Origin of the sequence: Paenarthrobacter sp. NPDC090522 (assembly GCF_044769225.1) — a bacterium.
GTDB lineage: Bacteria > Actinomycetota > Actinomycetes > Actinomycetales > Micrococcaceae > Arthrobacter.
In genome coordinates this window covers 1-23,323 of record NZ_JBIVXL010000032.1, presented here as the reverse complement: position 1 = coordinate 23,323, position 23,323 = coordinate 1, and the positions used below count along the sequence as shown (strand labels likewise).

At 62.9% G+C, this 23,323-nt stretch carries 25 protein-coding genes; 8 read left to right on the top strand and 17 right to left on the bottom strand.

Going from position 1 to position 23,323, the window contains the following annotated elements; translation table 11 throughout:
- Window positions 1-118: 118 nt before the first annotated feature.
- Window positions 119-2,671 carry an ATP-dependent DNA ligase gene (locus ACIQT2_RS23135; protein ID WP_402951420.1) on the bottom strand — a complete coding sequence of 851 codons (2,553 nt, stop codon included), beginning with the start codon at window positions 2,669-2,671 and terminating at the stop codon, window positions 119-121.
- A gap of 38 nt (window positions 2,672-2,709) precedes the next feature.
- On the opposite strand from ACIQT2_RS23135, the gene ACIQT2_RS23130 reads away from it, so the two are divergent.
- Complete coding sequence (locus ACIQT2_RS23130; RefSeq protein ID WP_400335390.1) at window positions 2,710-3,576, top strand: Ku protein; 867 nt, start codon at window positions 2,710-2,712, stop codon at window positions 3,574-3,576.
- 94 nt (window positions 3,577-3,670) lie between these two features.
- Here the strand turns inward: ACIQT2_RS23130 and ACIQT2_RS23125 are convergent, their stop codons facing one another.
- The 4 genes from ACIQT2_RS23125 to ACIQT2_RS23110 form a co-directional block, all read right to left on the bottom strand.
- Complete coding sequence (locus ACIQT2_RS23125; protein WP_402951416.1) at window positions 3,671-4,507, bottom strand: carbohydrate ABC transporter permease; 837 nt, start codon at window positions 4,505-4,507, stop codon at window positions 3,671-3,673.
- Window positions 4,504-5,466 carry a carbohydrate ABC transporter permease gene (locus ACIQT2_RS23120; protein ID WP_402951413.1) on the bottom strand — a complete coding sequence of 321 codons (963 nt, stop codon included), beginning with the start codon at window positions 5,464-5,466 and terminating at the stop codon, window positions 4,504-4,506. Before ACIQT2_RS23120 ends, ACIQT2_RS23125 begins: the two co-directional genes overlap by 4 nt.
- Window positions 5,467-5,473: 7 nt before the next feature.
- Window positions 5,474-6,772, bottom strand: a complete 1,299-nt coding sequence (locus tag ACIQT2_RS23115) for an ABC transporter substrate-binding protein (protein ID WP_402951411.1) — start codon at window positions 6,770-6,772, stop codon at window positions 5,474-5,476.
- Window positions 6,773-6,833: 61 nt separating this feature from the next.
- Window positions 6,834-8,051 carry an aminotransferase class V-fold PLP-dependent enzyme gene (locus tag ACIQT2_RS23110; protein WP_402951408.1) on the bottom strand — a complete coding sequence of 406 codons (1,218 nt, stop codon included), beginning with the start codon at window positions 8,049-8,051 and terminating at the stop codon, window positions 6,834-6,836.
- A gap of 245 nt (window positions 8,052-8,296) precedes the next feature.
- On the opposite strand from ACIQT2_RS23110, the gene ACIQT2_RS23105 reads away from it, so the two are divergent.
- On the top strand, window positions 8,297-8,989 hold the full coding sequence (locus tag ACIQT2_RS23105) for a FadR/GntR family transcriptional regulator (protein ID WP_402951405.1): 693 nt from the start codon (window positions 8,297-8,299) through the stop codon (window positions 8,987-8,989).
- Between the two features lie 96 nt (window positions 8,990-9,085).
- Here ACIQT2_RS23105 and ACIQT2_RS23100 read toward each other — a convergent pair whose 3' ends face one another.
- From ACIQT2_RS23100 to ACIQT2_RS23085, 4 genes are all read right to left on the bottom strand, one after another.
- Window positions 9,086-10,126 (bottom strand): IS30 family transposase, encoded by a 1,041-nt coding sequence (locus tag ACIQT2_RS23100; protein WP_402951423.1) that lies wholly within the window; start codon window positions 10,124-10,126, stop codon window positions 9,086-9,088.
- 208 nt (window positions 10,127-10,334) lie between these two features.
- Window positions 10,335-10,601 carry a Rho termination factor N-terminal domain-containing protein gene (locus tag ACIQT2_RS23095; protein ID WP_402951402.1) on the bottom strand — a complete coding sequence of 89 codons (267 nt, stop codon included), beginning with the start codon at window positions 10,599-10,601 and terminating at the stop codon, window positions 10,335-10,337.
- Window positions 10,602-10,647: 46 nt separating this feature from the next.
- Complete coding sequence (locus tag ACIQT2_RS23090; protein ID WP_400335729.1) at window positions 10,648-11,148, bottom strand: DUF6328 family protein; 501 nt, start codon at window positions 11,146-11,148, stop codon at window positions 10,648-10,650.
- 137 nt (window positions 11,149-11,285) lie between these two features.
- Window positions 11,286-11,456, bottom strand: a complete 171-nt coding sequence (locus ACIQT2_RS23085; RefSeq protein ID WP_400335727.1) for a hypothetical protein — start codon at window positions 11,454-11,456, stop codon at window positions 11,286-11,288.
- 283 nt (window positions 11,457-11,739) lie between these two features.
- Between ACIQT2_RS23085 and ACIQT2_RS23080 the strand changes: the two genes are divergently transcribed.
- Both ACIQT2_RS23080 and ACIQT2_RS23075 read left to right on the top strand, forming a co-directional pair.
- A complete protein-coding gene (locus tag ACIQT2_RS23080) occupies window positions 11,740-12,219 on the top strand; it encodes a Dps family protein (RefSeq protein ID WP_402951399.1) in 480 nt (159 codons plus the stop codon).
- Between the two features lie 33 nt (window positions 12,220-12,252).
- Entirely contained in the window at window positions 12,253-13,209 is a 957-nt protein-coding gene (locus ACIQT2_RS23075; RefSeq protein WP_400335723.1) for a DNA topoisomerase IB, read from the top strand.
- A gap of 92 nt (window positions 13,210-13,301) precedes the next feature.
- Here the strand turns inward: ACIQT2_RS23075 and ACIQT2_RS23070 are convergent, their stop codons facing one another.
- The 6 genes from ACIQT2_RS23070 to ACIQT2_RS23045 form a co-directional block, all read right to left on the bottom strand.
- Window positions 13,302-13,577: an HPr family phosphocarrier protein gene (locus ACIQT2_RS23070; RefSeq protein WP_402951396.1), complete on the bottom strand. Its 276-nt coding sequence runs from the start codon at window positions 13,575-13,577 to the stop codon at window positions 13,302-13,304.
- A gap of 29 nt (window positions 13,578-13,606) precedes the next feature.
- Window positions 13,607-15,664, bottom strand: coding sequence for a fructose-specific PTS transporter subunit EIIC (locus ACIQT2_RS23065; protein WP_402951393.1), 2,058 nt, complete (start codon window positions 15,662-15,664; stop codon window positions 13,607-13,609).
- Between the two features lie 2 nt (window positions 15,665-15,666).
- Entirely contained in the window at window positions 15,667-16,653 is a 987-nt protein-coding gene (locus ACIQT2_RS23060) for a 1-phosphofructokinase family hexose kinase (RefSeq protein WP_400335717.1), read from the bottom strand.
- Entirely contained in the window at window positions 16,650-17,444 is a 795-nt protein-coding gene (locus ACIQT2_RS23055) for a DeoR/GlpR family DNA-binding transcription regulator (RefSeq protein ID WP_402951390.1), read from the bottom strand. Before ACIQT2_RS23055 ends, ACIQT2_RS23060 begins: the two co-directional genes overlap by 4 nt.
- Before the next feature lie 638 nt (window positions 17,445-18,082).
- Window positions 18,083-18,292 (bottom strand): hypothetical protein, encoded by a 210-nt coding sequence (locus tag ACIQT2_RS23050; protein WP_402951388.1) that lies wholly within the window; start codon window positions 18,290-18,292, stop codon window positions 18,083-18,085.
- 54 nt (window positions 18,293-18,346) lie between these two features.
- Window positions 18,347-18,778: a hypothetical protein gene (locus ACIQT2_RS23045; RefSeq protein WP_402951385.1), complete on the bottom strand. Its 432-nt coding sequence runs from the start codon at window positions 18,776-18,778 to the stop codon at window positions 18,347-18,349.
- 161 nt (window positions 18,779-18,939) lie between these two features.
- On the opposite strand from ACIQT2_RS23045, the gene ACIQT2_RS23040 reads away from it, so the two are divergent.
- The 3 genes from ACIQT2_RS23040 to ACIQT2_RS23030 all read left to right on the top strand — a co-directional run bounded on the left by ACIQT2_RS23040 (window position 18,940) and on the right by ACIQT2_RS23030 (window position 21,583).
- Window positions 18,940-19,713 (top strand): ANTAR domain-containing protein, encoded by a 774-nt coding sequence (locus tag ACIQT2_RS23040; protein WP_402951383.1) that lies wholly within the window; start codon window positions 18,940-18,942, stop codon window positions 19,711-19,713.
- Between the two features lie 243 nt (window positions 19,714-19,956).
- Complete coding sequence (locus tag ACIQT2_RS23035) at window positions 19,957-20,415, top strand: hypothetical protein (RefSeq protein ID WP_402951381.1); 459 nt, start codon at window positions 19,957-19,959, stop codon at window positions 20,413-20,415.
- Window positions 20,416-20,455: 40 nt separating this feature from the next.
- A complete protein-coding gene (locus ACIQT2_RS23030; protein ID WP_402951378.1) occupies window positions 20,456-21,583 on the top strand; it encodes a glutamate--cysteine ligase in 1,128 nt (375 codons plus the stop codon).
- 81 nt (window positions 21,584-21,664) lie between these two features.
- Here the strand turns inward: ACIQT2_RS23030 and ACIQT2_RS23025 are convergent, their stop codons facing one another.
- Together ACIQT2_RS23025 and ACIQT2_RS23020 are read right to left on the bottom strand one after the other, a co-directional pair.
- Window positions 21,665-22,066, bottom strand: coding sequence for a VOC family protein (locus ACIQT2_RS23025; protein ID WP_400335703.1), 402 nt, complete (start codon window positions 22,064-22,066; stop codon window positions 21,665-21,667).
- Window positions 22,067-22,114: 48 nt separating this feature from the next.
- On the bottom strand, window positions 22,115-22,537 hold the full coding sequence (locus ACIQT2_RS23020) for a helix-turn-helix transcriptional regulator (RefSeq protein ID WP_400270013.1): 423 nt from the start codon (window positions 22,535-22,537) through the stop codon (window positions 22,115-22,117).
- A gap of 26 nt (window positions 22,538-22,563) precedes the next feature.
- Between ACIQT2_RS23020 and ACIQT2_RS23015 the strand changes: the two genes are divergently transcribed.
- Window positions 22,564-23,202: an alpha/beta hydrolase gene (locus tag ACIQT2_RS23015; protein ID WP_400335701.1), complete on the top strand. Its 639-nt coding sequence runs from the start codon at window positions 22,564-22,566 to the stop codon at window positions 23,200-23,202.
- Window positions 23,203-23,323 lie beyond the last annotated feature (121 nt).

Below are 23,323 nucleotides of genomic sequence, written 5' to 3'. Positions count from 1 at the left end.
ATCAACAAACTCCCGCCGGGCGTCCAACGAAAAATTCCTGACCACAACACGCTCCATCAATCAGAGCGTTGCAACGACCCTATGACTCCGCCGCCTTCATAACGCGCACAAATGCGACCTAGTTGGGCAGGGTTACGTCGGAAGGGGACTTGTCCGGGCGCCACCCCTTCCACACGGGATGCCGCAGCCGCCCGGGACCGGTCCATTCGCCGAAGGTCACCTCTGCCACGAGATCGGGTTCCACCCAGTTCGCCCCGGCGGCGTCCTCGCGCGGAATGTCCAGGAAGGGCGAATCCTTCGTGGCGCGCGGCTGGAGTTTCCCCAGGATGTCGTTGAGCTGCCAGTCGGAGAACCCGGACCCCACCCGGCCCACATACCGCAGCTTGCCGCCGTCGGGAATTCCCAGCAGCAGCGAGCCGAACGTTCCGCTCCTTGCGCCCGCGCCGGGACGCCAGCCGCCGATCACCACTTCCTGGCTCTTCTCCAGTTTCAGCTTGATCCACGAGCGGCTTCGCCGGCCTACCGTGTAGCGGCTGTCCGCCTTCTTGGCCATGACGCCTTCCAAGCCGAGTTCGGCAGCTACCGCCAGGAGGTCGTCCACGTCGTGGTCCAGGACCTCGGATACGCGCAGTGGACAGCCCTCACTGAGCCTGTCCACGAACGAGGACAAATGCTCCCGCCGCTCGCGGAACGGCAGCCCGCTAAGGTCCGCGCCGCGGTGGTACAAGAGGTCGAAAAGCATCAACTGCACCGGAACCGATGCCCGTGCCCGCTCAATGTCCGCTGCCTTGACCAGGTTCATCCGCTGCTGCAGCCGGCCGAAATCGGGTTTGCCGCCCTTTCCGAAGGCGACGATCTCACCGTCGGTCACAAAATCGCCGTCCGGCCAGCAGCTGCGGTCCGTGAGCTCCGGGTAGGCTGCCGTGAGGTCGTTGCCGTTACGGCTCATGAGGCGGATCCGGCTCTCCGTGCCCGTGATGATTGCGCGGATTCCGTCCCACTTAAGTTCGTAGAGCCAGTCACCGCCGCTGAGCTCTCCGGTGGTTCCGGCCGAGGCCAGCATGGGAGTGTAGCCAGGCATTGGTTCAGGCTCGACGGCGGTTGGCGGCTTCGCGTCCGCAGCTGCCTTCCCGTCAGGCGCCGGTGCGGCAGCTTTCTTCCGGCCTCCCGGTTGCTCCTTCATCAGGTGGATGAGCCAGCGATCGCCCGTGTTGATCAGGGCAAACCGTTTGGTTCCGCCCAGGCCGCCTCCCGGTTCACCCGTGAGCGTGGCGATGACTTCCTTGCCGTCGCGCCACTTCTCGCACGTGAATTCACCGTGATCCCAGATGGTCACCGTTCCGCCGCCGTACTCGCCCTTGGGGATCACTCCCGCGAAGTTGGCGTAGTCCATGGGGTGGTCCTCGGTGTGGACGGCCAGGTTGTTGCGGTCCGGAGTATCGGGAACGCCGCGTGGGAGGGCCCAGGAGACCAGGACGCCGTCGTGCTCCAGCCGGAAATCGAGGTGGTAGCGGCGGGCATGGTGCTCCTGGATGACGAAGATGCCGCCGGGCGGCGCAGGGTCGCCGGGCCGCGGTTGATCGGAGGAGGCGGTGGCCGTCCCGCTTGAGGAAACGGACGACGCCGGGAACGGTTCCGGAGTCTTGCCCGGATCACGCATTCCTACATACTTGGCCAGGCGTCCTTCCGCGGTGACCTTTTCCCGGCCACCCGTGGTGGGCGACCCTGCACCCTCAGCGGGAGTACCGCCGTCGTTCTCCTCGGCGTGGGGCGGCAGGTGCCGGCCGGAGATCGACGCGAAGTGGTCCTCGCCCGTGCCCACCCGGTCCATGACTTCCGTGAACTCGAGGTGGCTGAGGTCCGGATCGTCGAGTTCATCCCAGGTCCGGGGCGCGGCGACGGTGGGGTGCGGCTGGCCGCGCAGGGAGTACGGAACAATGGTGGTTTTGTTGCCGCTGTTTTGGCTCCAGTCCACCAATACCTTGCCGCTCCGGAGCGACTTCTTCATGTCGCTGACCACCAGCTTGGGGTGGTCCGCTTCAAGGGCACGGGCGAGTTCGTGGGCGAAGGTCGAAACCTGCTCGGACTTCAGCGTCCCTTCGAGCCCGGTGTAAAGGTGGATGCCCTTGCTTCCGCTCGTGACCGGTACCGGCTCCATGCCCATGTCCTGCAGGATGGCTCGCGCCAGCTTGGCCACCTCCACGCACTCCGGCAAACCCGCACCGGGACCGGGATCCAGGTCCAGGACGAAGCGGTCCGGCCGCAGGGGAGTCCCGGACGGATCCACTTGCCACTGCGGAACGTGGATTTCCAGGGAGGCAATCTGCGCCATCCACGTGAGCGTGGCCAGGTTGTTGACCATGGGGTAGTCGTTGGTGTGGTCGGAGTGATGGATGGTGGCACGGGGGATCCACCGGGGAACGGAGCTTTCCAGGTTCTTCTGGAAAAACACTTCCCCGGGGTTCGCGGCCGTGCCCACGCCGTTGACCCAGCGCTTGCGCGTCACGGGCCTGTTGGCCGCCGCTGGAATGAGGAAGGGCGCAACCGCGGCGTAGTACTCCAGCACCTCGGCCTTGGTGGTGCCGGTCTCGGGATAGATGATTTTGCCCAGGTTCGTGAGGGTCAGTTCGTGGCCCTCTACGGTGACGCGTTCCTTCTGGTTGCCTGCCACCTCTTCTCCTCTGTTGGCTTGTGCTGTTGACTGGGTGCATGAGGGCCATATGGAAGGGATCTATCGCGTTCGGTCTGGTCAACGTACCAGTTAAGCTCTACAGCGCCACAGAGGACCACGACATTGGACTCCATCAAGTCCACAATAAGGACGGCGGGCGCATCCGTTACCAGCGGAAATGTGAAATTTGCGGCGATGTGGTGGCCTACGAGGACATTGACAAGGCGTACGAAGAAGAAGGCCGAACCGTTGTCCTCACCTCCGCCGAATTGAAATCGCTCCCTGAAGAGAACAGCCGCGAAATCGAAGTAGTGGAATTCATTCCGGCCGAACAGCTGGACCCGATCATGTATGAGCGCAGCTATTTCCTTGAGCCGGATTCCAAATCGCCCAAGGCGTACATGCTTTTGCGGCAAACACTCGAAGACACGGACCGGATTGCAATAGTCCAGTACGCCCTGCGGCAAAAGACCCGGCTTGGTGCCTTGCGTGTGCGCGGGGAAGTGCTGCTCCTCCAGGCCCTTTTGTGGGGCGACGAGGTGCGCGAAGCCAAATTCCCATCCTTGGAAACAGACATCAAAATCTCGGACAAGGAACTCGAAATGTCCTCCGCGCTGGTGGAGTCCATGGCCCATGACTTCGATCCGGACGAGTACACCGACGACTACCAAGCGCAGCTGAAGACGTTGATCGAGGCCAAGCTGGAGAAGGGCGAGGCCCTGGACACCGAGGCAACGTTCGGCGTGGTGGAAGGGGAAGGCGAGGGCGGAGACGTCATCGACCTCATGGAAGCGCTCAAGCGGAGCCTCGACAAGAAGCGCGGCAAGGAAAAAGCGGACGACGACGATGCTGCCGCCACCAAGACTGCCAGCAAGCCGAAGGCGCGGGCCAAGAAAAAGGCTTGACCCGCCGTCGTTATTTGTACCCAACTGAGTCGCAGTTAAGCGCGTTTAGAGCCGCCAAAACGCGCTTAACTGCGACTCAGTTGGGCCGTTCGTCTCAGCCTTTGACGGAACCTGCGGTAAGTCCTTGCACGATGAACTTGCTGGCGAAGGCGAAGATCACCAGCGTGGGGACCACCGTGAGAACCGCGGCAGCGGACATGGAACCCCAATCAATGTTGAAGCTGGAGATAAAGCCGGCCAACGCCGTCGGGATGGTTTTGTTGCTGTCGCTGTTCATCAGGGTTACCGACAAGAACAGTTCGTTCCAGCAATTGACGAAATTGAAGACGAAACTCGCAGCAATACCGGGCAGCATTACGGGAACGATGACCCTGAAGAGCGCACCCATCCGGGAACAACCATCAATCATGGCAGCTTCCTCCAAGGCATCAGGGACGCTCTCGAAGAAGCCCCGAAGCATGATGGTGCAGAACGGGATGCAGATGGCGATGTAAATCAGGATCAGGCCCGTTTTGGAGTCCACGAGGCCAAAGTCGGTCATCATCAGGTAGAGCGGGCCCAGGGCGATGAAGCCCGGGATCATCTGGGTGATCAGAAAGGCGCCCAATACTGCCCCGCGTCCGGAGAACTGGAACCGGGCCAGAACGTAGGCGGAGAGCAGGGAAATGAGCGTGGCAACGGAGGCTGCCACCAAGGCCACTACCAGGCTGTTGAGCATGTACTGGCCAAAGTCGGACTTCGTGAACAGCCCGACGTAATTGTCCAAGGACAATTGCTTGGGCCAATAGTCCAGCGGAAGGGAGTAAATGGCGCCCGGTTCCTTGAAGGACGTCACCACGATCCAGTACAGCGGAAAGACGGTGACGATCAGGCACAGGCCCAGAAAGAGGAACTTTGAGATCCGGCCAACGAGCGTTGGAGTGTTGATCATTGGGCTCCCTTTCGAAAGCGCACAGCCATGAGGTAGAAGGCTGCAAACAGCATGAGCGTGACCATGACGATCAGCCCGAGGGCAGACGCCTTGCCGTAGTCGCCTTCCTGGGTAATTTTGATCATGTAGGTGGTAATGATGTGGGTCTGGTCTGCTGGTCCGCCGCCGGTCATCGCGAAGATGATGTCCGGGAAATTGAAGATCCAAATCACCCGCAGCAGGATGGTCAGAGCCAGCGTCGTGGAAATGCTGGGCAGCGTGATGCTGAAGAACGTCCGTACCTTGCCCGCACCATCCAGCGCGGCTGCCTCATACATTTCGTCCGACACCGACTGCAGGGCAGCAAGGATCATGATGGCGAAGAACGTGACGCCGTACCAAATGTTGGCAATGATGATGGCCGTCATGGCGAAGCCCGGATCGGACAGCCAGGGAAGGGGCGAGCTGATCAGGCCGGACTTCATCAGGAGGTCGTTGACCACGCCGAACTCAGCATTGAACATCCAACGGAACAGCATGCCGATGAGGAAACCGGACACTGCCCAAGGGAAGAAGATCATGGCTTGGTACGCTCCGCGCATCCTGAACCGGCGTTTCAGGAACAGTGCCACCGCGAAGCCGATGACCACCTGCGGGACCAAGGAGCCGACCACCCACACCACGGTGTTGCGGACGATCGTCCCGAACTCCGGTGCGTCGAAAAGGCTCTGGAAATTGCCGAAGCCAATCCACGAGGTGTCGGAAAGGTCATTCAGGTTCCAGTTCCGGAAGGCCATCTGGCTGCCTGCGATCATGGGGTAGTACGTGAAGATCCCCACGAATACCGCGGCCGGGGCCAGGAACGCCAGCAAGGTCAGCGCTGTCCTGCCACTGAACCGCCTTTTCCTGCTGGCCGGTTCCCTTCGAAGGCCCTCGCGCCCGGAAGGCGGCGAGGTGGAACGCTTGAGGTCGAGGCTCATGGGGCCTCTAGCCCTTCATCTTTTCTGTCCAGAACGTGTCCCAGCTGGCCAGCAGCTCGGAGGTGCTCATCTGCCCTGTGAGCACCCGCTGGAGTTCGCCGTCGGACTTCTTGATCCACTCGGTCCACCAAGACACGCTGCGGGGCTGGATGGCCGAAACGTAGGTGTCGGGGTTCTCCGTCATCTTCACGTAGGCAGCCCACGGGCCGGTGCTGTAAAAGGTGTCCTGGGCGGCGGACTTCAGGGTTGGAACAAGGCTGTTGTCCTTGCTGAACGTGGTGGCCGCGTCGCCCTGGGCCAGGTATTTAATGAGCTTCACTGCTTCCGGCTTGGCGTTGGAGGACTGGGCGATGCCCCAACCTGCGGAAGCGACGGGCTGAATTGCCTTACCGCCCGGTCCTACCAGCAAAGGCGCAACATTCCACTGGTCCTGCTTGATGGCCTGCGACTCCTTGACGGTCGCGATGACCTCAGGGTCCTGCAGCAGGAAAGCGGTGGAGCCGTTGCTGAAGCCCTGGACCATCTCCGGGTAGCCCCACGCAACGGAGGACGGCGGTGACCCCTTCTTGAAGAGGTCGATGTAGAGGTCCATGGCCTCCTGCGCCTTGGGGGAGGAGAAGATCGTCTTGCCGTTGGTCAGCTTGAACGCGTTTTCGCGGTCGATCTCGTCGGCAACGTAGGCCTCGATGATGGCTACGGCGTTGGAGTTGGCGTTGGTGCCCCCGCGGAACGCATAGCCGAACTTGTTTTCCGACGGCTTGTTCAGGGCTTCGGCCTGCTTCGCCATCTCGGACCAGCTGTTCGGTGGACCGTCGAAGCCGGCATCCTTGACCAGGTCCGATCGGTAGAAGAGGGAGAGGCCGTAGAAGCCGTAGGGGATGTAGTAGGTCTTGCCGTTTTGCTTGGAGTAGGTGACAGCGTTTTCGGTCAGGTTGTTCCAGCCGTCCCAGCCATCCAGGTCCTTGGTTATGTCATAGAGCCAGTTGTTGGCGCCGAAGGAACCCACGGTGATGTCGCGGGCCTCCACCACGTCCACGCCTTTGCCGGACTGGAGCATCTGCTGGATCTTCTGGTCAGCCTGCTCGGTAGGCGGCGAGATGAGATCGACCTTGATGTTGGGGTTTGCCTGCTCGAATCCCGCAAGGAGCTTCTTCAAAGTCTCTGTGCGGGTGGGGTTGGTGAGGCTTTCCACCATCTTCAAAGTGACCTTGCCATCGGCGGCGCTCTGTACGCCACCGCCACAGCCTGCCAAGGCCAGAACTGCCGCCAGGCCTGCTGCGGCAGATGCCATGATTCTGGATTTCACGTTGGTCCTCCGTTGGTTGGTTGAGGTGGATTGCGCCTTGCAGTGGCGCGGTCAGTGATGTTTAGAGGGATGTGGCGAGCCGTACGAGTTCCGGCACAGCGCGTTCAGCAAAGATTTCGTAGTCCTGCGGCGAGTTGTAAAGGTGGGCGGAGAGTCGCAGGAAGCCTTCGCCGTTGAAAGTGGTCACCGCGGTTTCGATGTCCAGTTGGTCTGAAATGAACGCCCGAACGGTGTGCGAATCCTCATGCGTGGTGGCCAAGCCTTGCGGCAGGCGAAGCAACCGCAGCGGACCGACGGGCATGCCGACATCTACTGTGTGGTTTTCTCCGGTGAGGTTCGCAAAGGCCGAGCCGATGATGGCTTCTCCGTAATCGCAGAGAGCCGTGGCATAGCTTCGGAATGTCTGCCAGCCGTATCGTTCCCCGATGGTGGTGAACGAGGAGCCTGCGGCCATCCAGGACGTGACATCCTGGGTGCCTACGTGGTCGAAGTTCTCCGGAAAGCTGTACGGGAAACCCCATGAATCGATGAGTGGCGCCAGGCCTTCGGCCCGCTCCCCACGAGCGACAAGCGCCGCTGTACCCCTGGGTGCGCACGCGAATTTGTGGAGGTTGCCAACCCAGTACCCGTCGAATGCGGGAACGGGAGCCTCCAACACGCCCGGTGCGTGCGCGCCATCCACAAGCAAGGGCACCCCGGCGTCCTTTGCGGCCTTCGCAACGGCTTCTACCGGAAACGCCCGCGCCGTAGCTGAAGTGATCTGGTCCAGCACGATCAATGCCGTCTTGTCGCCGACTTCCGCCATCACCAGCGCCGTTGCGGTCTCCGCGTCGGCATCCAAGGGGATCTCGGCAATGCGGACGCTGCCGCCGCACTTCCGCGCCACGCGGTAGGCGCCGTGCAGTACGGCTCCGTATGCGTGGTTCGTCATGACAATCTCCGCACCGCGGCCGAAGTCCAGCGAGTTATAGACGGCCGTGACTCCAGCGCTCGCATTCAGTACAAGAGCCATGTCCCCGGCGTCGACCTTCAGGAAGGAGGCCACGTCTGTCCGGGCGGCGGCCACGGCCTTGTACTGGCCCATGAACCAGGTGCACGGGTTTGCGTCCATGCGGGCCTTTAGTTCCAACTGGAATTCCTGCGCCGCCCGGGGGACCGAACCGTAGGAGCCATGGTTCAGGTGGATCTTGGAGGCTGTGAGGGTCCAGTCGGAGCGGGAAGGAGCGCCGTCCGGGGTTGTCATGGGACGCGGGGCCGTCAGGTTGCTGGCTGGGTGCACAAGGGCCTTCTAGGTCGGTGAGTCAGGAACTGCCTGTAAGTTACCTCACATATATGACCGAGACAACAGACTACTCCGCAAAGTCATAAGATGACTCTGGATCAGAAGTACTACATATGGCTACCTATGAAGCCTTTTGATCTAAGAGATAAGATGTCTTGTCGCATGAAGTCTGACCACTTGCCTGATCGGAATACCCGGCCGGTAGTGCTGTAGCGTGTACCAAGTCTGGAGGAGGCGGGTAAATGGGTGCAGTTGAAACGGCCATGCAAGGCCTGCGCAACAAGATCGCATCGGGCGAGCTGGCACCCGGACAGAAATGTCCCCCGGAAGCGGAGTTGTGCGCACAACTCGGAGTATCACGGAGCTCCTTGAGGGAGGCCGTCCGCGCCATGTCCGCTCTGGGGATCATGGAGTCCCGGCACGGTTCGGGGACGTACATATCGTCCTTGGAACCCACGGTGATCCTTCAGAACTTCGCGCTGCTGGTTGACCTGCTTCCGCTGGATGGATTGTTGGAGCTGTTTGAAATCCGGCGATTGATGGAGTCGCATGCGGCGTCTGCAGCCGCGGCCAATGCGACTCCTGCCGCCCTAGCCTCGCTCACGGCCCTGGTGGAGGCCATGGAAGACACGGCTGACCCTTCCGAATACTCTGAACTGGACTCGCGGTTCCATGAGGAAATCTGCCACGCAAGCGGCAATGCCACCTTGGCCGGCCTTGTCCGCCTGTTCCGCTCGCGCGGTGGCCACTTCCATATTTTCGACGGCGATGAAGGCACCGTCGTGCGCGAAGGCAGCACAGCCGGCCACGCCGCGATCCTGGAAGCCATCGCACAAAAGAACCCCACCTTGGCCGCCGTCGCCATGGGAGCGCATATTGCGCAGACCGAAGCCTGGCTCAAGCGGCTACGGCCTGTTCCGCGCCTCACGGAGTGACCTCGGATGGTGACCGGCCCGCCGTCGTCGCCATCCGCCGTCGTCATCCCAACTACGTAGCAGTAGATGCCGTTTTGAGCGGGCGGTTTCTAGCGGTTATCGCAACAGGAAGGTTCTGATCATCTCATTTGGGGTGCAGAAGTCGAATCGTTGGCGGGGTCTGTCGTTGAGTTCGTGGGCGACGTAGTCGAGGTCTGTTTGGCTGTAGATGCTGAGGTCTGTGCCTTTGGGGAAGTATTGGCGCAGGAGTCCGTTGGTGTTCTCGTTCGAGCCGCGTTGCCAGGGTGAGTGGGGATCGCAGAAGTAGATGTCGATATCGGCTGCGATCTTCACTTCCTTGTGCCTGCTCATCTCGGTCCCTTGGTCCCAGGTCAGTGAGAGCCTCAGCTCGTCGGGGAGGGCGCTCATTTTGCTGATCAGTCCGTCCCGGACGGACTCGGCACGGTTCTGATCTGCGGGTACGTGGACGAGCATCACGAACCCGGTAGTGCGTTCCACAACAGTGCCGATGGCGGTTTTACCGTCCTTGCCGATGATGAGGTCGCCTTCCCAGTGCCCTGGTACCGCGCGGTCTTCGACCTCCGCGGGGCGGTCGGCGATCATGACCATGTCCTGGATTCTGCCGCGGCGTTCGTCAGGGCGGCGTGGGGGTTTGCGTAAGGTCCGGCCGGTGCGCAGGCTCTTCGCCAGTTCCCGTTTCAGTCCGCCCCGGGACTCAAGATAGAGGGACTGGTAGATGGTCTCGTGTGACACCCACATCTCCGGGTTGTTCGGGTGGTCCTTGCGGAGCCGGCCGGCGATCTGGACCGGTGAGTCTTTCTTACCGAGTCGCTTTTCGACTTCCTTGCGCAAGGCTTCGTTGCTTTTGAGCTTAGCGGTCTTGGGCCTGGCCGCCCTTGCGTGGGCCCGGGCGTGGGCAGTGGTGGCCCGGTAGTAGTAGACCTCATCAGCGTTACGACGCAGTTCCCGAGATATCGTCGAGGGCGACCGGTCCAACCGCCTGGCGATCTCACGGACGGATTCCTTGCCCCTGAGCAAAGCGATCTGCTCGCGTTCATCAAAGGACAGCGAACGCCCGGTAAGGGTCCGGCCCCTGCGTGGCCGGATCCCTCCCGAGGACCTCAATTCATTCCGCACGGTCGTTACGGACCATCCGACGAACTCTCCTGCTTCTTCAAAGCGGGAACCGTCCGCTACCTGTTGCCAGAACGACTGAACAACCTCAGAAACCAAACGATTCGAGAACTTCACCACGGCAATCGACACCCTTCAATAATCAGGTGTTGCGATCACCGCATGATTCGAAGCTTTCATAACGGCATCTACTGCGACCCAGTTGGGTGATTCAGTGGTTCCTCAACAGTGAAATGAGTTCGGATTTCTTCTTGTCCGAGTATCCTTTCAGGCCGAGTTCTTTTGCACGGGACTTGAGTTTGTCCACGGTCCAATCGTCGTAGTCGCCGGACTTTCCGCCCTTGCGTCCAACTTCGCCCCGGCTTTGTTTGGCAGCCGCATTCGAGATCCGGGCGGCCTTCTCCTTGGAGGCTCCATCATCGCGGAGTTCCTCGTAAAGTTCGGGGTCTTTGAGGCTGGGATTCTTTTTGCGTGGCATGATGGAGATCCTTTCTTTGGTACGTCGGCCGCGGCCGCTCCCAGGGTCAGTCCCCCCGGTTTTGCAGGGCCTTGCGATGGATCCAGAAGGGGAGTCCCACAACAATCACCAACACCACCAGGATGAGGACTGCGCCGGTGAGCAAGCCGGAATTCCTGCCCATGGCCATGTCGAAAACCAGCGCGGCCGAGCCGACAATCAGGATGGACACGCCAGCCAAAGCGAGCTTGGTGATGGTGTCTGCGCTGGAAACGAGTGTTGCCTTGAGGCCGCGCCGGAAGAGCCGTCGATGGATGCTGACGGGAAGGACAATCGTGATGGTGGTCAGTGAGGCGACCATGACGTTGAAGAGATAGAGGCCGGTCTGCCAGTCGTCCAGGGTGGAGAACCTCGACTGGAAGGGGAGCGTCAGCAGGAAGCCGCCCAGGATCTGGACTCCGGTTTGGAGGACCCGCAGTTCCTGGATCAGCTCCAGCCAGTTGCGGTCCATCTTCTCTTCGGTGGATTCATTGCGGCCGGTCCGTGCGACCGGCTCGGTATCGGCCACTTCAAGCACCTCCGCTTGGGGTAGTGCGCCGGAGGGCCGTCCCCAAGCTGCAGCATTGCTGCGGGGACAGCCCTCACGGTCTTTTTGATATCTGGGTGTGCCGGCCTGACGGCGCGGCTGGTGTCGCGCTGCGGGCTCTATACTGTGTGGCCGCGGCGACCTGACATGAAGCTGAGAAGCCAGCCGATGGCTGCGACTACCAGGAGGATGACGCCCACCCACAGCAGCCAGTTAAGGGCCGACGAGAAGCCGCCCACAAGAAGAAGGACAATCGCCACTACACCAGCAATGATCAGAAGCGTGTTCATGGTCAGCACATTCCTTTCTGGGAGGAATCCGGCGGTAAGTCGACGGGTTCCTGACATGCATTCCGTTTACTTCAATTGAGTTATGCCGGTACCCGGAAGCGTTCCACCGTTTCCATGGTGCCTGTGCCGTTGCGTGCAACCGGTCCATCCTGTGAGGTCGGTTCGCCGGTTGTGAACAGCGACACTCCTCATTGTACTACTAAGCACCCTTATGAAAGAGTTATTGAAGTAGTCACTTGGTTGATTGGGTGGACGTCCAGGCGGCGTCCCAGGAGAGGAAAACATGAAAGCGTCACAGCAACTCGCAGACAACCTTCAGATCGTCCTGACAGACCTGATCGAGCTCCAACTCCAGGGAAAGCAGGCCCACTGGAACATTGTGGGCCCGAACTTCAGGGACTTGCATCTCCAGCTGGATGAACTGGTCCTTGCAACACGGCAGTTCGCGGACGATACCGCCGAGCGCATGCGTGCCCTCCACGCCCTCCCGGACGGCCGTAGCAGCACCATTGCCAAGGGCACGCGCCTTGAAGAATTCCCCGGCGGACTGGTGAACACCAAGAACGCCGTCAAACTGGTCACCGACCGAGTCGAACGTGCCGTGCAGACAATGCGCGATGTCCACGACGAAGTTGACGACGAAGACCCCACGACGGCGGACCTCCTCCATGAGTTCATCGCCCGCCTTGAGCAGTTGGCGTGGATGATCAACGCGGAGACCATGGGTTCCGGTACGGCCGTGACCGACCCCGACGAAGCCTAACCGGCCCGGGACGACGACGGCAGGGCGGCCGGAATGGCCAGGCTTCGGCGAAGCGACTTGTCCAAGCCCGGCATCGTCCGGCGCCGCTCGGGCAAGGGCTTCAGTTACCGCCACCCCGACGGAACCCTGCTCAACGAGGAGGATCGCCAGCGCATCAAAGCGCTGGCGATCCCGCCTGCGTGGACCGATGTGTGGATCAGTCCGTACGAGAACGCCCACATCCAGGCCACCGGTGTTGATGCGGCCGGTCGAAGCCAGTACATGTACCACCCGCGCTGGCGTCAGCGTAAGGACACTGAGAAGTTCCAGCGCGCAGCGGAACTCGGCTCGGTTTTTCCCTCGATCCGCCGGGCAGTCACCCTGCACCTGAAGGACGCTTCCTCGCAGAAGCAGCAAACCCTGGCGGCGGCCGTCCGTCTCATGGACCTCGGTGCGCTGCGGGTCGGATCTGAAAGCTACATGCGCCAGAACGGCTCGTATGGGCTGACCACCCTGAGGTGCAGGCACGCCCGCATCAAAGACGACGCCGTAGCCCTGAAATTTCCCGGCAAGAGCGGGCAGTGGTGGGATACGTCCATCAATGACCCCGTCCTGGCGGCGTTTCTGGAACCTTTGGCGCGCAGGCCCGGCAAGGAGCGGCTGCTTTCGTACAAGGACGACGGCGTCTGGGTCCCCTTGGATGGGCACATGGTCAACGAGTACCTCCGAAGCATCGCGGGGGAGGCGTACACGTCCAAGGATTTCCGCACCTGGAAGGGCACGGCAGCGGCAGCCCTGTGCCTCCTGAAGAATGACGGAACCATGACCCGTCCCCAAGCCTTGGTGAAAGCCATGAAGGAGGCTGCGGAGATGCTGGGCAACACCCCTGCCGTGGCCCGCACGTCCTACGTGGACCCGCGGATCGTGGAGGCCTACCTCGACGGCGGGCTTGAGAAGATCAAGCCCACGGAACCCTCGATCGCCGAGTTCCTGATGGGGAAGCAGGGCTGACGCCCGAACCCGCCCCGGATACAGAAAGAGCCTGGCGATACCCTCATGCGGGGTTTCGCCAGGCTCTTTCCGTGGAGCTGGTCAGGGAACGATCAGGCGTCGTGGTCCGTTTCGAGGATCTTCACGAGGCTCTCCAGGGCGGCGTCCGCACCGTCGCCTTCGGCCCGCAGCACCACGACGTCGCCGTGTGAAGCGCCGAGGCTCATAAGGGACAGGATGCTGGCAGCGTCCATGGCGTCGTCGGCCGGTTCGCCTTCGCGGGCGATGGTGACCTCAAGGTCCAGGTCCCCCGCGGCTTCGGCGAAGATGGCTGCCGGGCGGGCATGGAGGCCGACACGGCTGGCGATGGTGGCTGTACGTTCAGGCATTGGTGCTCCTTTGTGAGGTTGTGGAGAGTCTAGACGGTTGCGGGTACGGGTTCGGCCTCAACGGCCTCCGGCTTGCGGACGGCCCAACGCTTGAGGGCGATGACCAGGAGGGCGGTGATGACCACGCCAACAGCGATCGACAGGAAGAACAACAGGAAGTTGTCGATGGCGAAGAAGACGAACAGGCCACCGTGCGGTGCCTTGGAGGTGACAGCGAAGGCCATGGACAGTGCACCGGTCACTGCGCCGCCCACCATGCTGGCGGGGATGACGCGGAGCGGATCGGCAGCGGCGAACGGGATGGCGCCTTCGGAGATGAAGGATGCCCCCAGGAGCCAGGCGGCCTTGCCGTTCTCACGCTCGGCGAGGGAGAACAGCTTCTTGTCCAGCACGGTTGCCAGGGCCATGGCCAGCGGCGGAACCATGCCTGCGGCCATGACGGCGGCCATGATCTGCCACGGTGCCTGGTTGGTCACGGAGGCGGTACCGAGTCCGGCAACTGCGAAGGAGTAGGCAACCTTGTTGACCGGGCCACCCAGGTCGAAGCACATCATGAGGCCGAGGATGATGCCCAGGATGATGGCACCTGCGCCGGTGAGGCTGGACAGGCCGGTGTTGAGGGCGTTGGTCAGGGCGACGATCGGTGCACCGAGGATCAGGAACATCAGGCCTGAGGCCACCAGGGAGGCCAGGAGTGGAATGATCACCACCGGCATCAGGCCGCGGAGCCAGCGGGCCACGTTGAGCTTGCCCAACTGGTAGGCGATGTAGCCGGCCAGGAGACCACCGACGATGCCGCCCAGGAAGCCTGCGCCCATGAACCCGGAGACAGCACCGGCCACGAAGCCCGGCGCGATGCCCGGCCGGTCGGCAATGGCGTAGGCGATGTAACCAGCCAAAGCCGGAACCAGGAAGCCCAGGGACAGGGCGCCGATCTTGAAGAGCACTGCGCCAAGGTAGGCGCCCAAGGGACCCCAGGCGTTGTCCGGGAACTCGGTGGGCAGGTTGAAGATGCTGTTCTCAACCACGATCTTGTCCGCGAAGCCCGTGATCAGGTAGCCGCCCAGGAGGAAGCCCAACGCAATCAGCAGGCCGCCACCGGCAACAAACGGAATCATGTAGGACACACCCGTGAGGAGGGCGCGCTTCAGCTTCTGGCCGATGTGCTCGCTCTTCTCCTCGGCCTCACGTTCAGCCTGCTCTTCTGCCCCAAAATGGGCCACGCGGTGTGCGTGGGGATCGTCGGCGGCAGCGAGGGCTTCCTGGACCATCTTGGCGGGCTCGTCGATGCCGCGCTTGACCGGAGCATTGATGACCGGCTTGCCGGCAAAGCGCTCCTTGCCGCGAACGTCCACGTCGACGGCGAAAATCACCGCATCTGCCGCAGCGATCACCGCCGGGTCCAGCGGCTTGGCGCCCGAGGAACCCTGGGTTTCAACCTGCAGGTCCACGCCCATCTCGGCAGCAGCGGCAACCAGCGAGTCCGCTGCCATGTAGGTGTGCGCAATGCCGGTGGGGCAGGCCGTAACTGCCACGAGGCGCTTGGGCGCGGCGGCCGCCGTCGGGCTTCCCGCGGGGGCTGCAGAAGCGGCCGGTGCGGCCGCAGCAGCAGGTTCCGCGGCGTGCGCTGCGGGCTTGTCCGCCAGCGCGCCGTCTACCAAGTCCACGATCTCCTGCTCCGACGAAGCCGCACGGAGCGCCGCCGTGAAGTCCTTCTTGATGAGTGAGCGGGCCAGCTTGGAGAGCAGCTTCAGGTGTTCCTGGTCCGCGCCGTCCGGGGCTGCGATGAAGAAGATGAGGTCCGCCGGACCGTCCTTCGCGCCGAAGTCCACTTTGTGGGACAGGCGGGCCATGGCCAAGGCGGGTTCCGTGACGGCGGCCGAACGGCAGTGCGGGATGGCAATGCCGCCGGGAACGCCGGTAGCGGTCTTCTGTTCGCGGGCGAAGGCGTCAGTGAAGAGCCCTTCAACCTCGGAAGCACGGCCAGCGTCGGCTACTTTGCCGGCCAGGACACGGATGACGTCGGCGGGGGCATCGCCCAGGTTCTGGTCGAGGGTGACCATTTGGGGTGTGATCAGCTGGGTCACTGTTAGTCCTTCTGGAGGGCCGTGATGGTTACGGCGTCTGGGGTTGTCTGGTGGACTGCCGGGACAGTGGAGCCCGGCAGCGATGCAGCAGCGGCACCATGCGCCACGGCTTGACGGAGGCAGTCCGGGGCGGAACCACCTTTGCTTGCAGCCAGCAGGTAGCCGGCCAAGGACGAATCGCCGGCACCGACAGTGCTGACGGCTTGGATCGGCGGATGCGTGGCAAGCCACGCTCCGTCTGCCGTCACCAGGACTGCGCCCTTGGATCCGAGTGTTGCGAGTACAGCACCCACACCGCTTTCGACGACGGCGGCAGCAGCTTGGGCGGCTTTGGCCGGGTCTGCCTCCAGTTCCTCAGCGGTGGAGACTTGGGTGAAACCGGCCGCGGCGGCAAGCTCCGCAAGCTCTTCGGCGTTGGGTTTCAGGAGATCCGGCTTTCCGGCGGGGTCCCCTTCCAGGGCCGCCGCGAGCGGAGCGCCGGAGGAGTCGATGGCGATCTCCGGTGCGGCGAGCCCATCGGAGCGGGAGCGGAGCCGGCGGGCGATGGTGGCGTAGAAGTCGGCGGGTACCCCTGGTGGGAGCGAGCCGGCAAGGACTACCCAGCTGGCGCCACGGGAGCGCTCCAGCAGCAACCCGATCAGGGCCTCTTGCTGTTCGGCGCTCAACTCCGGGCCGGGTTCGTTGATCTTGGTGGTCACGCCATCCGGTTCGGTGAGCGTCACGTTGCTGCGCAGCGCCTGGCCGATCGGCAGCGCCGCAAACGGCACACCGCCGTCGTGCAGTCCTGCAAGGACCGGATCCGAATCGGCGCCCGGGAGGACCGCGAGGGTTTCAAGGCCGGAGGCCACGAGTGCCCGGGAAACGTTAACGCCCTTTCCACCGGATTCCTGGTGGACGTGGGTGGCGCGCTGCACTTCGCCGCGGGCCAGCGGTCCGGGCAGCTCCACCGTGCGGTCAAGGCTGGGGTTGGCGGTCAGGGTGACGATCATGCGACCACCACGTCTACGCCGGCGTCGGCCAGGGCTGCCGCGAGTTCTGCGGAGGGCTCCCTGTCTGTGATCAAAGTATCCACATCCTTCAGAGTGGCGAACTGGACCAGGGTTTCGGCGTCCAGCTTGGAGGAATCGGCCAGGGCCACCACTCGGCGGGCCGACTTGACGAACGCGGCCTTGACCGCGGCTTCCTCGGGATCGGGGGTACTGAGCCCGAAGGTGGCGTGGATGCCGTTGGCCCCGACGAACGCGATGTCCGGACGGAGCTTGACGGCGGCGTCCACGGTGGACTGTCCCACTGCCGCCTGCGTCAGTCCGCGGACGCGGCCACCAAGGATCTGGAGGGCGACGCCGGGAGTGGCGGACAGCTTGCCGGCGATGGGAATGGCGTGGGTAATCACCACGAGCTCGTCCGTTGACCCGTTGGACGCCGGCGTGCGCTGTGCCAGCAGGTCCGCGAGGGTTTCGGTGGTGGAGCCGGCATCAAGCAGGATGCTGCCGGTGGTGGGCCCGGGAATCATGGCGAGGGCGGCGGCGGCGATGCGGAGTTTCTCTGCCTGGCGCTGAATGGCGCGCTCCAAGATGCTTTCTTCGCGGGTGCTGAGCCGGTCCGAGGGAACCGCGCCGCCGTGGACGCGGCGCAGGTTGCCGGAAACTTCGAGCGCTGCGAGGTCCCGGCGGATGGTTTCGGTGGTGATGCTGAATCGGTCCGCCAGCTCGGTGACACTGACGCGTCCGCGCTCTGTGACGAGTGCGGAGATCAGCTGCTGGCGCTCTTCGGCGAACACTTACCCTCCATTGCGTCATGCGTGAGTCGTTGTCTTCATTGCCTTCCACTCACGGTGACTGCTGTCACACGTAATGTGGAATTGCTTGACTCTATCTGTGTTTATGTTGGTAAGTCAATAGAAAACAACATAAACACAGATTGCTTGGTGAGGGCGGTGAAACCGGGTTGTGACACGGGGACGTGGTGCCTGCGCCCGGACGCTGGCGCGCGCATGGCAGAGGGCATGACGCACTCCCTGTAGTGCGTCATGCCCTCGTTCGGATCCTGACTGGGGGATTTGCAAGGATCCGGTCTTAGGGGACCTGCCGTCGATGCGGCGCTGGTCCGGGGGTGGGTAAACCTATGGTTCGCGCGGTGTGGGTCCGTCCGGTGGGGTGGGCCCGTCCGGCGGTGTGGTTCCCGGTACGGGTTCCCGCTCGGGAGTGGGCTCGGGAACCGGCGGTGGTCCGGGCTCCGGTAGCGGCACCGGCTCCGGTGTGGGCGCAGGTTCGCGTGCGGGATCCGTTCGTCCCGCCGGCCCGGACTGCCCCGCCGGTCCGTACTGGCCCGCCGGCCCGGACTGGCCCGCCGGGCTGGACTGGCCCGCCGGCCTGGACTGCCCCTCCGGCCCGGGAGCCCAAGCGGAGGTTGGCTCTGTCACGACTTCCCGTTCCGTCCGTGGCTCCGCTGCTGGGGGCGGAGGGTGCGCGGCGTGGAGGAGGGATACTTCCTGGAATCCCAGCCGGAGCCCAGGTAGTCGATGGGGAGGTTGTCCGGATCCGGCGGATCGGGCAACTTGTGCTTGCGCCCGGCCTGGGGTCCCGCATTGGTGGCCAGCGACTCTTTCCTGCGCTTCTCTGCGTGCATGCGTTCTCTTCCTCTATGTCCGGGCCAGGCCGGATTGAATCGAAATGGTGCGGGTTAGTCCGGAATCTCCATCCGGAAGCCGCACGTGCATCCAAGGACGCGGGTGTTGATGTAGACCTCGTAGAGCCGCAACGGTGCCCCGGGCTTGAGCGCCAAGGGTGCCTGGATGCGGCGAAGCTCGCAGCTGCGCGTTTTCATGGGGTTGCCACAATGCAGGAACTGGCCGCCGAATTGGAGGATGCCCTGGGCACCGCTTGGCCGGTTCAGGATGGCGGCCACCCGCTGCACGCTTGCCAGGTGTTCGTAGGTGTACCTGCACTCCGCGCACTGATAGCTGACGTCCACCCTGTTGGGCGCGGGCGGATAGTGCGACTGGATGGAATCCACCAACAGATGCTGGTCGGTGTTGCAGCGTGGGCACCACAGCGGCTCGTCGGGTGGTTGGTGTGCTTCGTCGGGAACCCTCGAAGCAGGCTGGGCCGGCATGGCATTCACCTCTGTGTGAATATGGGGGCGCCCGTCTGCATGAGCTGTGAAGCGGGGTCCGTCGACGCAGACCGTAGCTAGATTGTGCACATAGGTGCACCGCAGATGCAAGGATTTTTGGGGGATCCGCTCGGGGCGGAAGAGGTGTAGATAATAGTGGCATGGACCAAATTCATCCGGACACGGCCATGCCCGTGGAGGCGCCTGCTGCCGACGACGTCCCCGTGGCCGAGCAGCTCCAGGACCTGGTGATCGACAGTGAGGATGTGGGCGGATTCCTTGGCGAACTCGCCGTGTTCTCCGCCGATTCGGTGTCCGCCACCGTAGGGCTGGGCGTGCTCTGCGGCATCACCTTGAGCCGCCGTCGCAAGGCCTTGACGGTTGCCGGCAACAGCCACGAGGCGCGGTTGATCGACGAGGTCCAGCGGACGTTCGGCGATGGGCCCTGCCTGGAAGCCATGCGCACCCACACCACGGTGCTGGTGGAGGACACTGCCACTGAGGAGAGATGGTCCGACTATTGCAGCGTGATCGCCGGTCGCGGGCATTTGTCCGTGCTGTGCGTGCCCCTGGAATTGGACGAAGGAGCCACCGCCGCGCTCAACTTCTTTGCTCCGCAGGCCCACATTTTCGATCCTGCAACCGTCCGCAATTGCGAGCTGTATGCGAGCCAGGCAGAGCGTTCGCTGCGCTTGGCCGTGCGGATCGGAACCAAGCAGCAGCATGCCGAAGACCTGCAGGATGCCATGGCCTCGCGCACTGCAATCGACCTTGCCTGCGGAATCATCATGGGCCAGAACCGCTGCAGCCAGGCTGAAGCCTTCGGGATGCTGAAAAAGGCCTCCAATGGCCGCAACCAAAAGCTCCGGGACGTTGCTGAAGCCATGATCAAGGCTGTTGCCGGGACCGCCTCGGTATCCCATTTCGACCTCTAGGCGCATGCTGTTAAGCCACTCGTGTCTTGTGACGTGCGGCACTGTTGAACTACATTCATTACTGGGTTAAGCCAATAGCCCCTGGATCCTTACGACCTCGGAGCCCGGCTGACAAGCCCTCTCCAGGGACGCGGGCTCCGACAGGAGCATCAGCTTCTCCCGACCGCTGTTCAGTGTGTCCCGCAAGGGACGGTTGTCGGAAACCACCGCTTTGGTGGTGCTTGCAATAAAAGGAGAATGGCAATGACGCTTGGTTCCCCGATTCCTGCCCCGAAACGCTTGCCTGGGGCAACTCCCGCCACTGAAGACACCGGCTCACGCCCGTGGTGCACAGTGTGCGATACCGATTCGTACATTTTTGTTGAAACAGTGGTTGAGGCCACGCCGAACCAGTCAGAGATTGTCGAAGTCAGCTACACCTGCAGTGAATGCGATACCTTCTACGCCCACGCCGTCCCGTTGGCCGAACTGGTCCCGGAGATCCAGTCGGAATTCCTCTCTACGTCCGCGGTCGGCCTGTGGTTCAGCTGCACCCATTGCGGCGAGCCCATGACACTTGGCCGCCCCACTGAACGGTTCATCGAAGCACCCCGGACCACTGACTATCCGGACACTCCCAGCCTTCTGGAGGTCTACCTGCAAACACAGGTGCTCCACTGCCGGTGCGGCTTCCAAATGGAGGTTCCGCGCCACGTGGGATGACGGGCGTCTCTGAAAACATGACCCGTGGGGAGGGGTGGCTATGCGAACGTTTGGCGTAGAGGAAGAGCTCCTCATTGCCGATCCGATTGATGGGATGCCGCTGGCCCTTGCCTCCGGAGTCCTGGATATCGCCGCGCACCACGAGCAGGATGATGGGCCATCGCTGAAGTCCGAGTTCAAGCAGGAACAGGTGGAGGTGAACTCCCGGCCCTGCACCACCGCCGAGGGCCTTCGCCAGGAAATCCAGCTGGGGCGGGCGCTCGCGGACAAGGCCGCCAGGACCATGGGCGCACGGGTTGCAGCCCTGGCCACGCCACCTGTCTTCCATGCGACGCCAACCCTGGGCAACCAGCGCTACGCCACCATGGGCGATGAGTTCGGCCTGATTGCCCGGGAACAGATCACGTGTGGTTTCCACGTGCATGTTTCCATCGGGTCGCCCGAAGAGGGCGTTGCAGTCCTGGACCGCATGCGCCACTGGCTTCCGGTGTTGCTGGCCTTGAGCGCCAATTCGCCGTACTGGATGGGCACGGACACGGGTTTCGCCAGTTACCGAACCCAGATCTGGAACCGCTGGCCCACCGCCGGACCCATGGACGTGTTCGGATCGGCGGATGGATACCGGAGTGTCCTGCGGGAGCTGCTCAAGACCGGCGTGCCCCTGGACGAGGGCATGATCTACTTCGACGCGCGCCTTTCCCGCGGCCAGCCCACAGTGGAACTGCGGATCGCCGACGTCTGCCTTTACGCCGGGGACGCCCTGACCATCGCGGTCCTCGCGAGGGCCTTGGTGGAGACCTCGGCGAGGCAGTGGCGGCAGGGCGCGCCGCCGTCGGACGTTTTGACCAGCGTGCTGCGCATGTCCAACTGGCGCGCCAGCCGTTACGGCGTCAACGAGCAGCTGATCCACCCCGGGGAGTTGGAGCCCTGCCCTGCTGGGGATGCCGTGGGTGCGCTGCTGCGCCACGTGGGCCCGGCGCTCACGGAGACGGGAGACCTGGCAGTGGCCCGTGCCGGGGTGGCGGCGATTCTCCGGCGAGGCACGGGTGAACGACTCCAGCGGCACGCCTACAGCCGCCGTTTGCGGCTGGCTGACGTGGTCTCCGCGGCCATCGCTTCGACGCATCAAGACGGCGAACGGACCGACGCCGGACTCATGCTCCGGTAAGTACCGCTCAAGCACGACGACGGCTGGTTGGCTTGGGTGCCCAAGCTGACCAGACCGCCGTCGTACTTCATGCGGGGGGCGTCAGCCCTGGTTGATGCGGATCATGTTGCCCGAGGGGTCGCGGAAAGCGCAGTCGCGCGGACCCCATGGCTGGTCGATCGGTTCCTGGAGGACCTCGGCGCCGGATGCGCGGAGCTTCTCGAACGTGCCGTCCAGATCGTCCGTGCTGAAGACGAGCATGGGCATGACGCCTTTGGTGAGGAGTTCCTGGATGGCGTCCCCGTCGGCCTGGGAACGCCCGGCGTGCGGCGGGGAGAGCACCAGTTCGAGGTCCGGCTGGGCGTCGCTGCCGAGGGTGACCCAGCGCTGGCCGTCCGAACCGACATCGTTCCTGACGTCCAATCCCAGTGCGTCCCGGTAGAAGGGGAGCGATTCGTCGACATCGTTGACAGTGACGTGTGCGTATTTCAGTGAGATGTTCATGACTCACACGCTATTGCAGTCGCGAAACGGGCGCTTCTTCGATCCTGCTCAGCTTGTGGGGGCCGTGGTGGCTTTGCGTCGTTCGGGGCGGGTGTGCTGCTTGGCGATGCAGTTGGGCATGGCTTTCACGGCCTCATGTTCGCGGGTGCGGTACTCGCTGGGCGTGATGCCAACAATCTCCGTGAACCGTGAGCTGAAGGAACCCAGAGAAGTACATCCGACTTCCATGCAGGCATCGGTGACACTGGTGCCGGCCCGCAGCAAGGCCATGGCCCGCTCGATCCTGCGCGTCATGAGGTAGTTGTAAGGTGATTCGCCATAGGCTGCCTTGAACTGGCGGGAAAAATGGGCCGGGGACATGAGGGCCCCGGCTGCCATGGTGGGCACATCCAGCGGGCGCGCATACTCCCGGTCGATGAAGTCGCGTGCGCGCCGCAGATGGGCCAGATTGGCCAGTTCCTGCGGTGTCATGCGGTCAGTCTACTAGGCTCAGGCTCATGGATTCAGTGGTTTGGTCGAAGCCCGAAAGTGAGCGCGCGGGCACTCCTTTGTTGGTGATGCTGCACGGCTATGGGACCAGCGAGGAACGCATGGTTTCCCTCTTTCCGCACCTGCCGCAGGAGTTCACGTGCGTGGCCCTGCGCGGGCCGAAGGTGATCGGCGACCACTATGGCTGGTTCCTGCTGGACTACTTCCTGACCAATGATTTTGCCGACGTCATCGCTTCCACCAACAAGGTCTTCGAATGGATCGGCTCAGTGCGGCAGAACCACAGCAGCGTCAGCCTGCTGGGCTATTCGCAGGGCATGGCCATGGCCAGCACCCTCCTGCGCCTCAAGCCGGAACAGTTCGCAGCCACCGTTGGCCTCTCCGGGTTTGTCCTGGACAACGACCTCCTGGCATTGTCTGAGTCCTTCGACACTCCGCCGCCGTTCTTCTGGGGGAGGGACAAGGCCGATCCAGTGATCAACGAGGATGCCATCGCCCACACCAAGGAATGGCTCAACGCAAACATGGCCCTCACCGCGCGCACCTATCCCGGGATGGGGCACCGGATCGAGCCACCGGAACTGGTGGACGTGAGTGCCTTCCTTCGTTTCTACGTCCTCGGCCCCGCGCCAACCCCGCCCAACTAGGTCGCAGTTGTGCGCGTTATGGCAGCTTGTGATGTCTCAGGACTTCGTAGACACTTCATGTCTCATGACTTCGTGGACAGTTGGTGTCTCATGACTCTGTGGACACTTCTTTTGTAGTTGT

Coding starts and splice junctions, on each gene's coding strand:
- ACIQT2_RS23075 (WP_400335723.1), top strand. CDS start 12,253: ATGGCCAGGCTTCGGCGAAGCGACTTGTCCAAGCCCGGCATCGTCCGG.
- ACIQT2_RS23120 (WP_402951413.1), bottom strand. CDS start 5,466: ATGAGCCTCGACCTCAAGCGTTCCACCTCGCCGCCTTCCGGGCGCGAG.
- ACIQT2_RS23060 (WP_400335717.1), bottom strand. CDS start 16,653: ATGATCGTCACCCTGACCGCCAACCCCAGCCTTGACCGCACGGTGGAG.
- ACIQT2_RS23105 (WP_402951405.1), top strand. CDS start 8,297: ATGGGTGCAGTTGAAACGGCCATGCAAGGCCTGCGCAACAAGATCGCA.
- ACIQT2_RS23035 (WP_402951381.1), top strand. CDS start 19,957: ATGACGCTTGGTTCCCCGATTCCTGCCCCGAAACGCTTGCCTGGGGCA.
- ACIQT2_RS23050 (WP_402951388.1), bottom strand. CDS start 18,292: ATGCACGCAGAGAAGCGCAGGAAAGAGTCGCTGGCCACCAATGCGGGA.
- ACIQT2_RS23015 (WP_400335701.1), top strand. CDS start 22,564: ATGGATTCAGTGGTTTGGTCGAAGCCCGAAAGTGAGCGCGCGGGCACT.
- ACIQT2_RS23080 (WP_402951399.1), top strand. CDS start 11,740: ATGAAAGCGTCACAGCAACTCGCAGACAACCTTCAGATCGTCCTGACA.
- ACIQT2_RS23085 (WP_400335727.1), bottom strand. CDS start 11,456: ATGAACACGCTTCTGATCATTGCTGGTGTAGTGGCGATTGTCCTTCTT.
- ACIQT2_RS23025 (WP_400335703.1), bottom strand. CDS start 22,066: ATGAACATCTCACTGAAATACGCACACGTCACTGTCAACGATGTCGAC.
- ACIQT2_RS23070 (WP_402951396.1), bottom strand. CDS start 13,577: ATGCCTGAACGTACAGCCACCATCGCCAGCCGTGTCGGCCTCCATGCC.
- ACIQT2_RS23040 (WP_402951383.1), top strand. CDS start 18,940: ATGGACCAAATTCATCCGGACACGGCCATGCCCGTGGAGGCGCCTGCT.
- ACIQT2_RS23125 (WP_402951416.1), bottom strand. CDS start 4,507: ATGATCAACACTCCAACGCTCGTTGGCCGGATCTCAAAGTTCCTCTTT.
- ACIQT2_RS23130 (WP_400335390.1), top strand. CDS start 2,710: ATGAGGGCCATATGGAAGGGATCTATCGCGTTCGGTCTGGTCAACGTA.
- ACIQT2_RS23045 (WP_402951385.1), bottom strand. CDS start 18,778: ATGCCGGCCCAGCCTGCTTCGAGGGTTCCCGACGAAGCACACCAACCA.
- ACIQT2_RS23095 (WP_402951402.1), bottom strand. CDS start 10,601: ATGCCACGCAAAAAGAATCCCAGCCTCAAAGACCCCGAACTTTACGAG.
- ACIQT2_RS23020 (WP_400270013.1), bottom strand. CDS start 22,537: ATGACACCGCAGGAACTGGCCAATCTGGCCCATCTGCGGCGCGCACGC.
- ACIQT2_RS23030 (WP_402951378.1), top strand. CDS start 20,456: ATGCGAACGTTTGGCGTAGAGGAAGAGCTCCTCATTGCCGATCCGATT.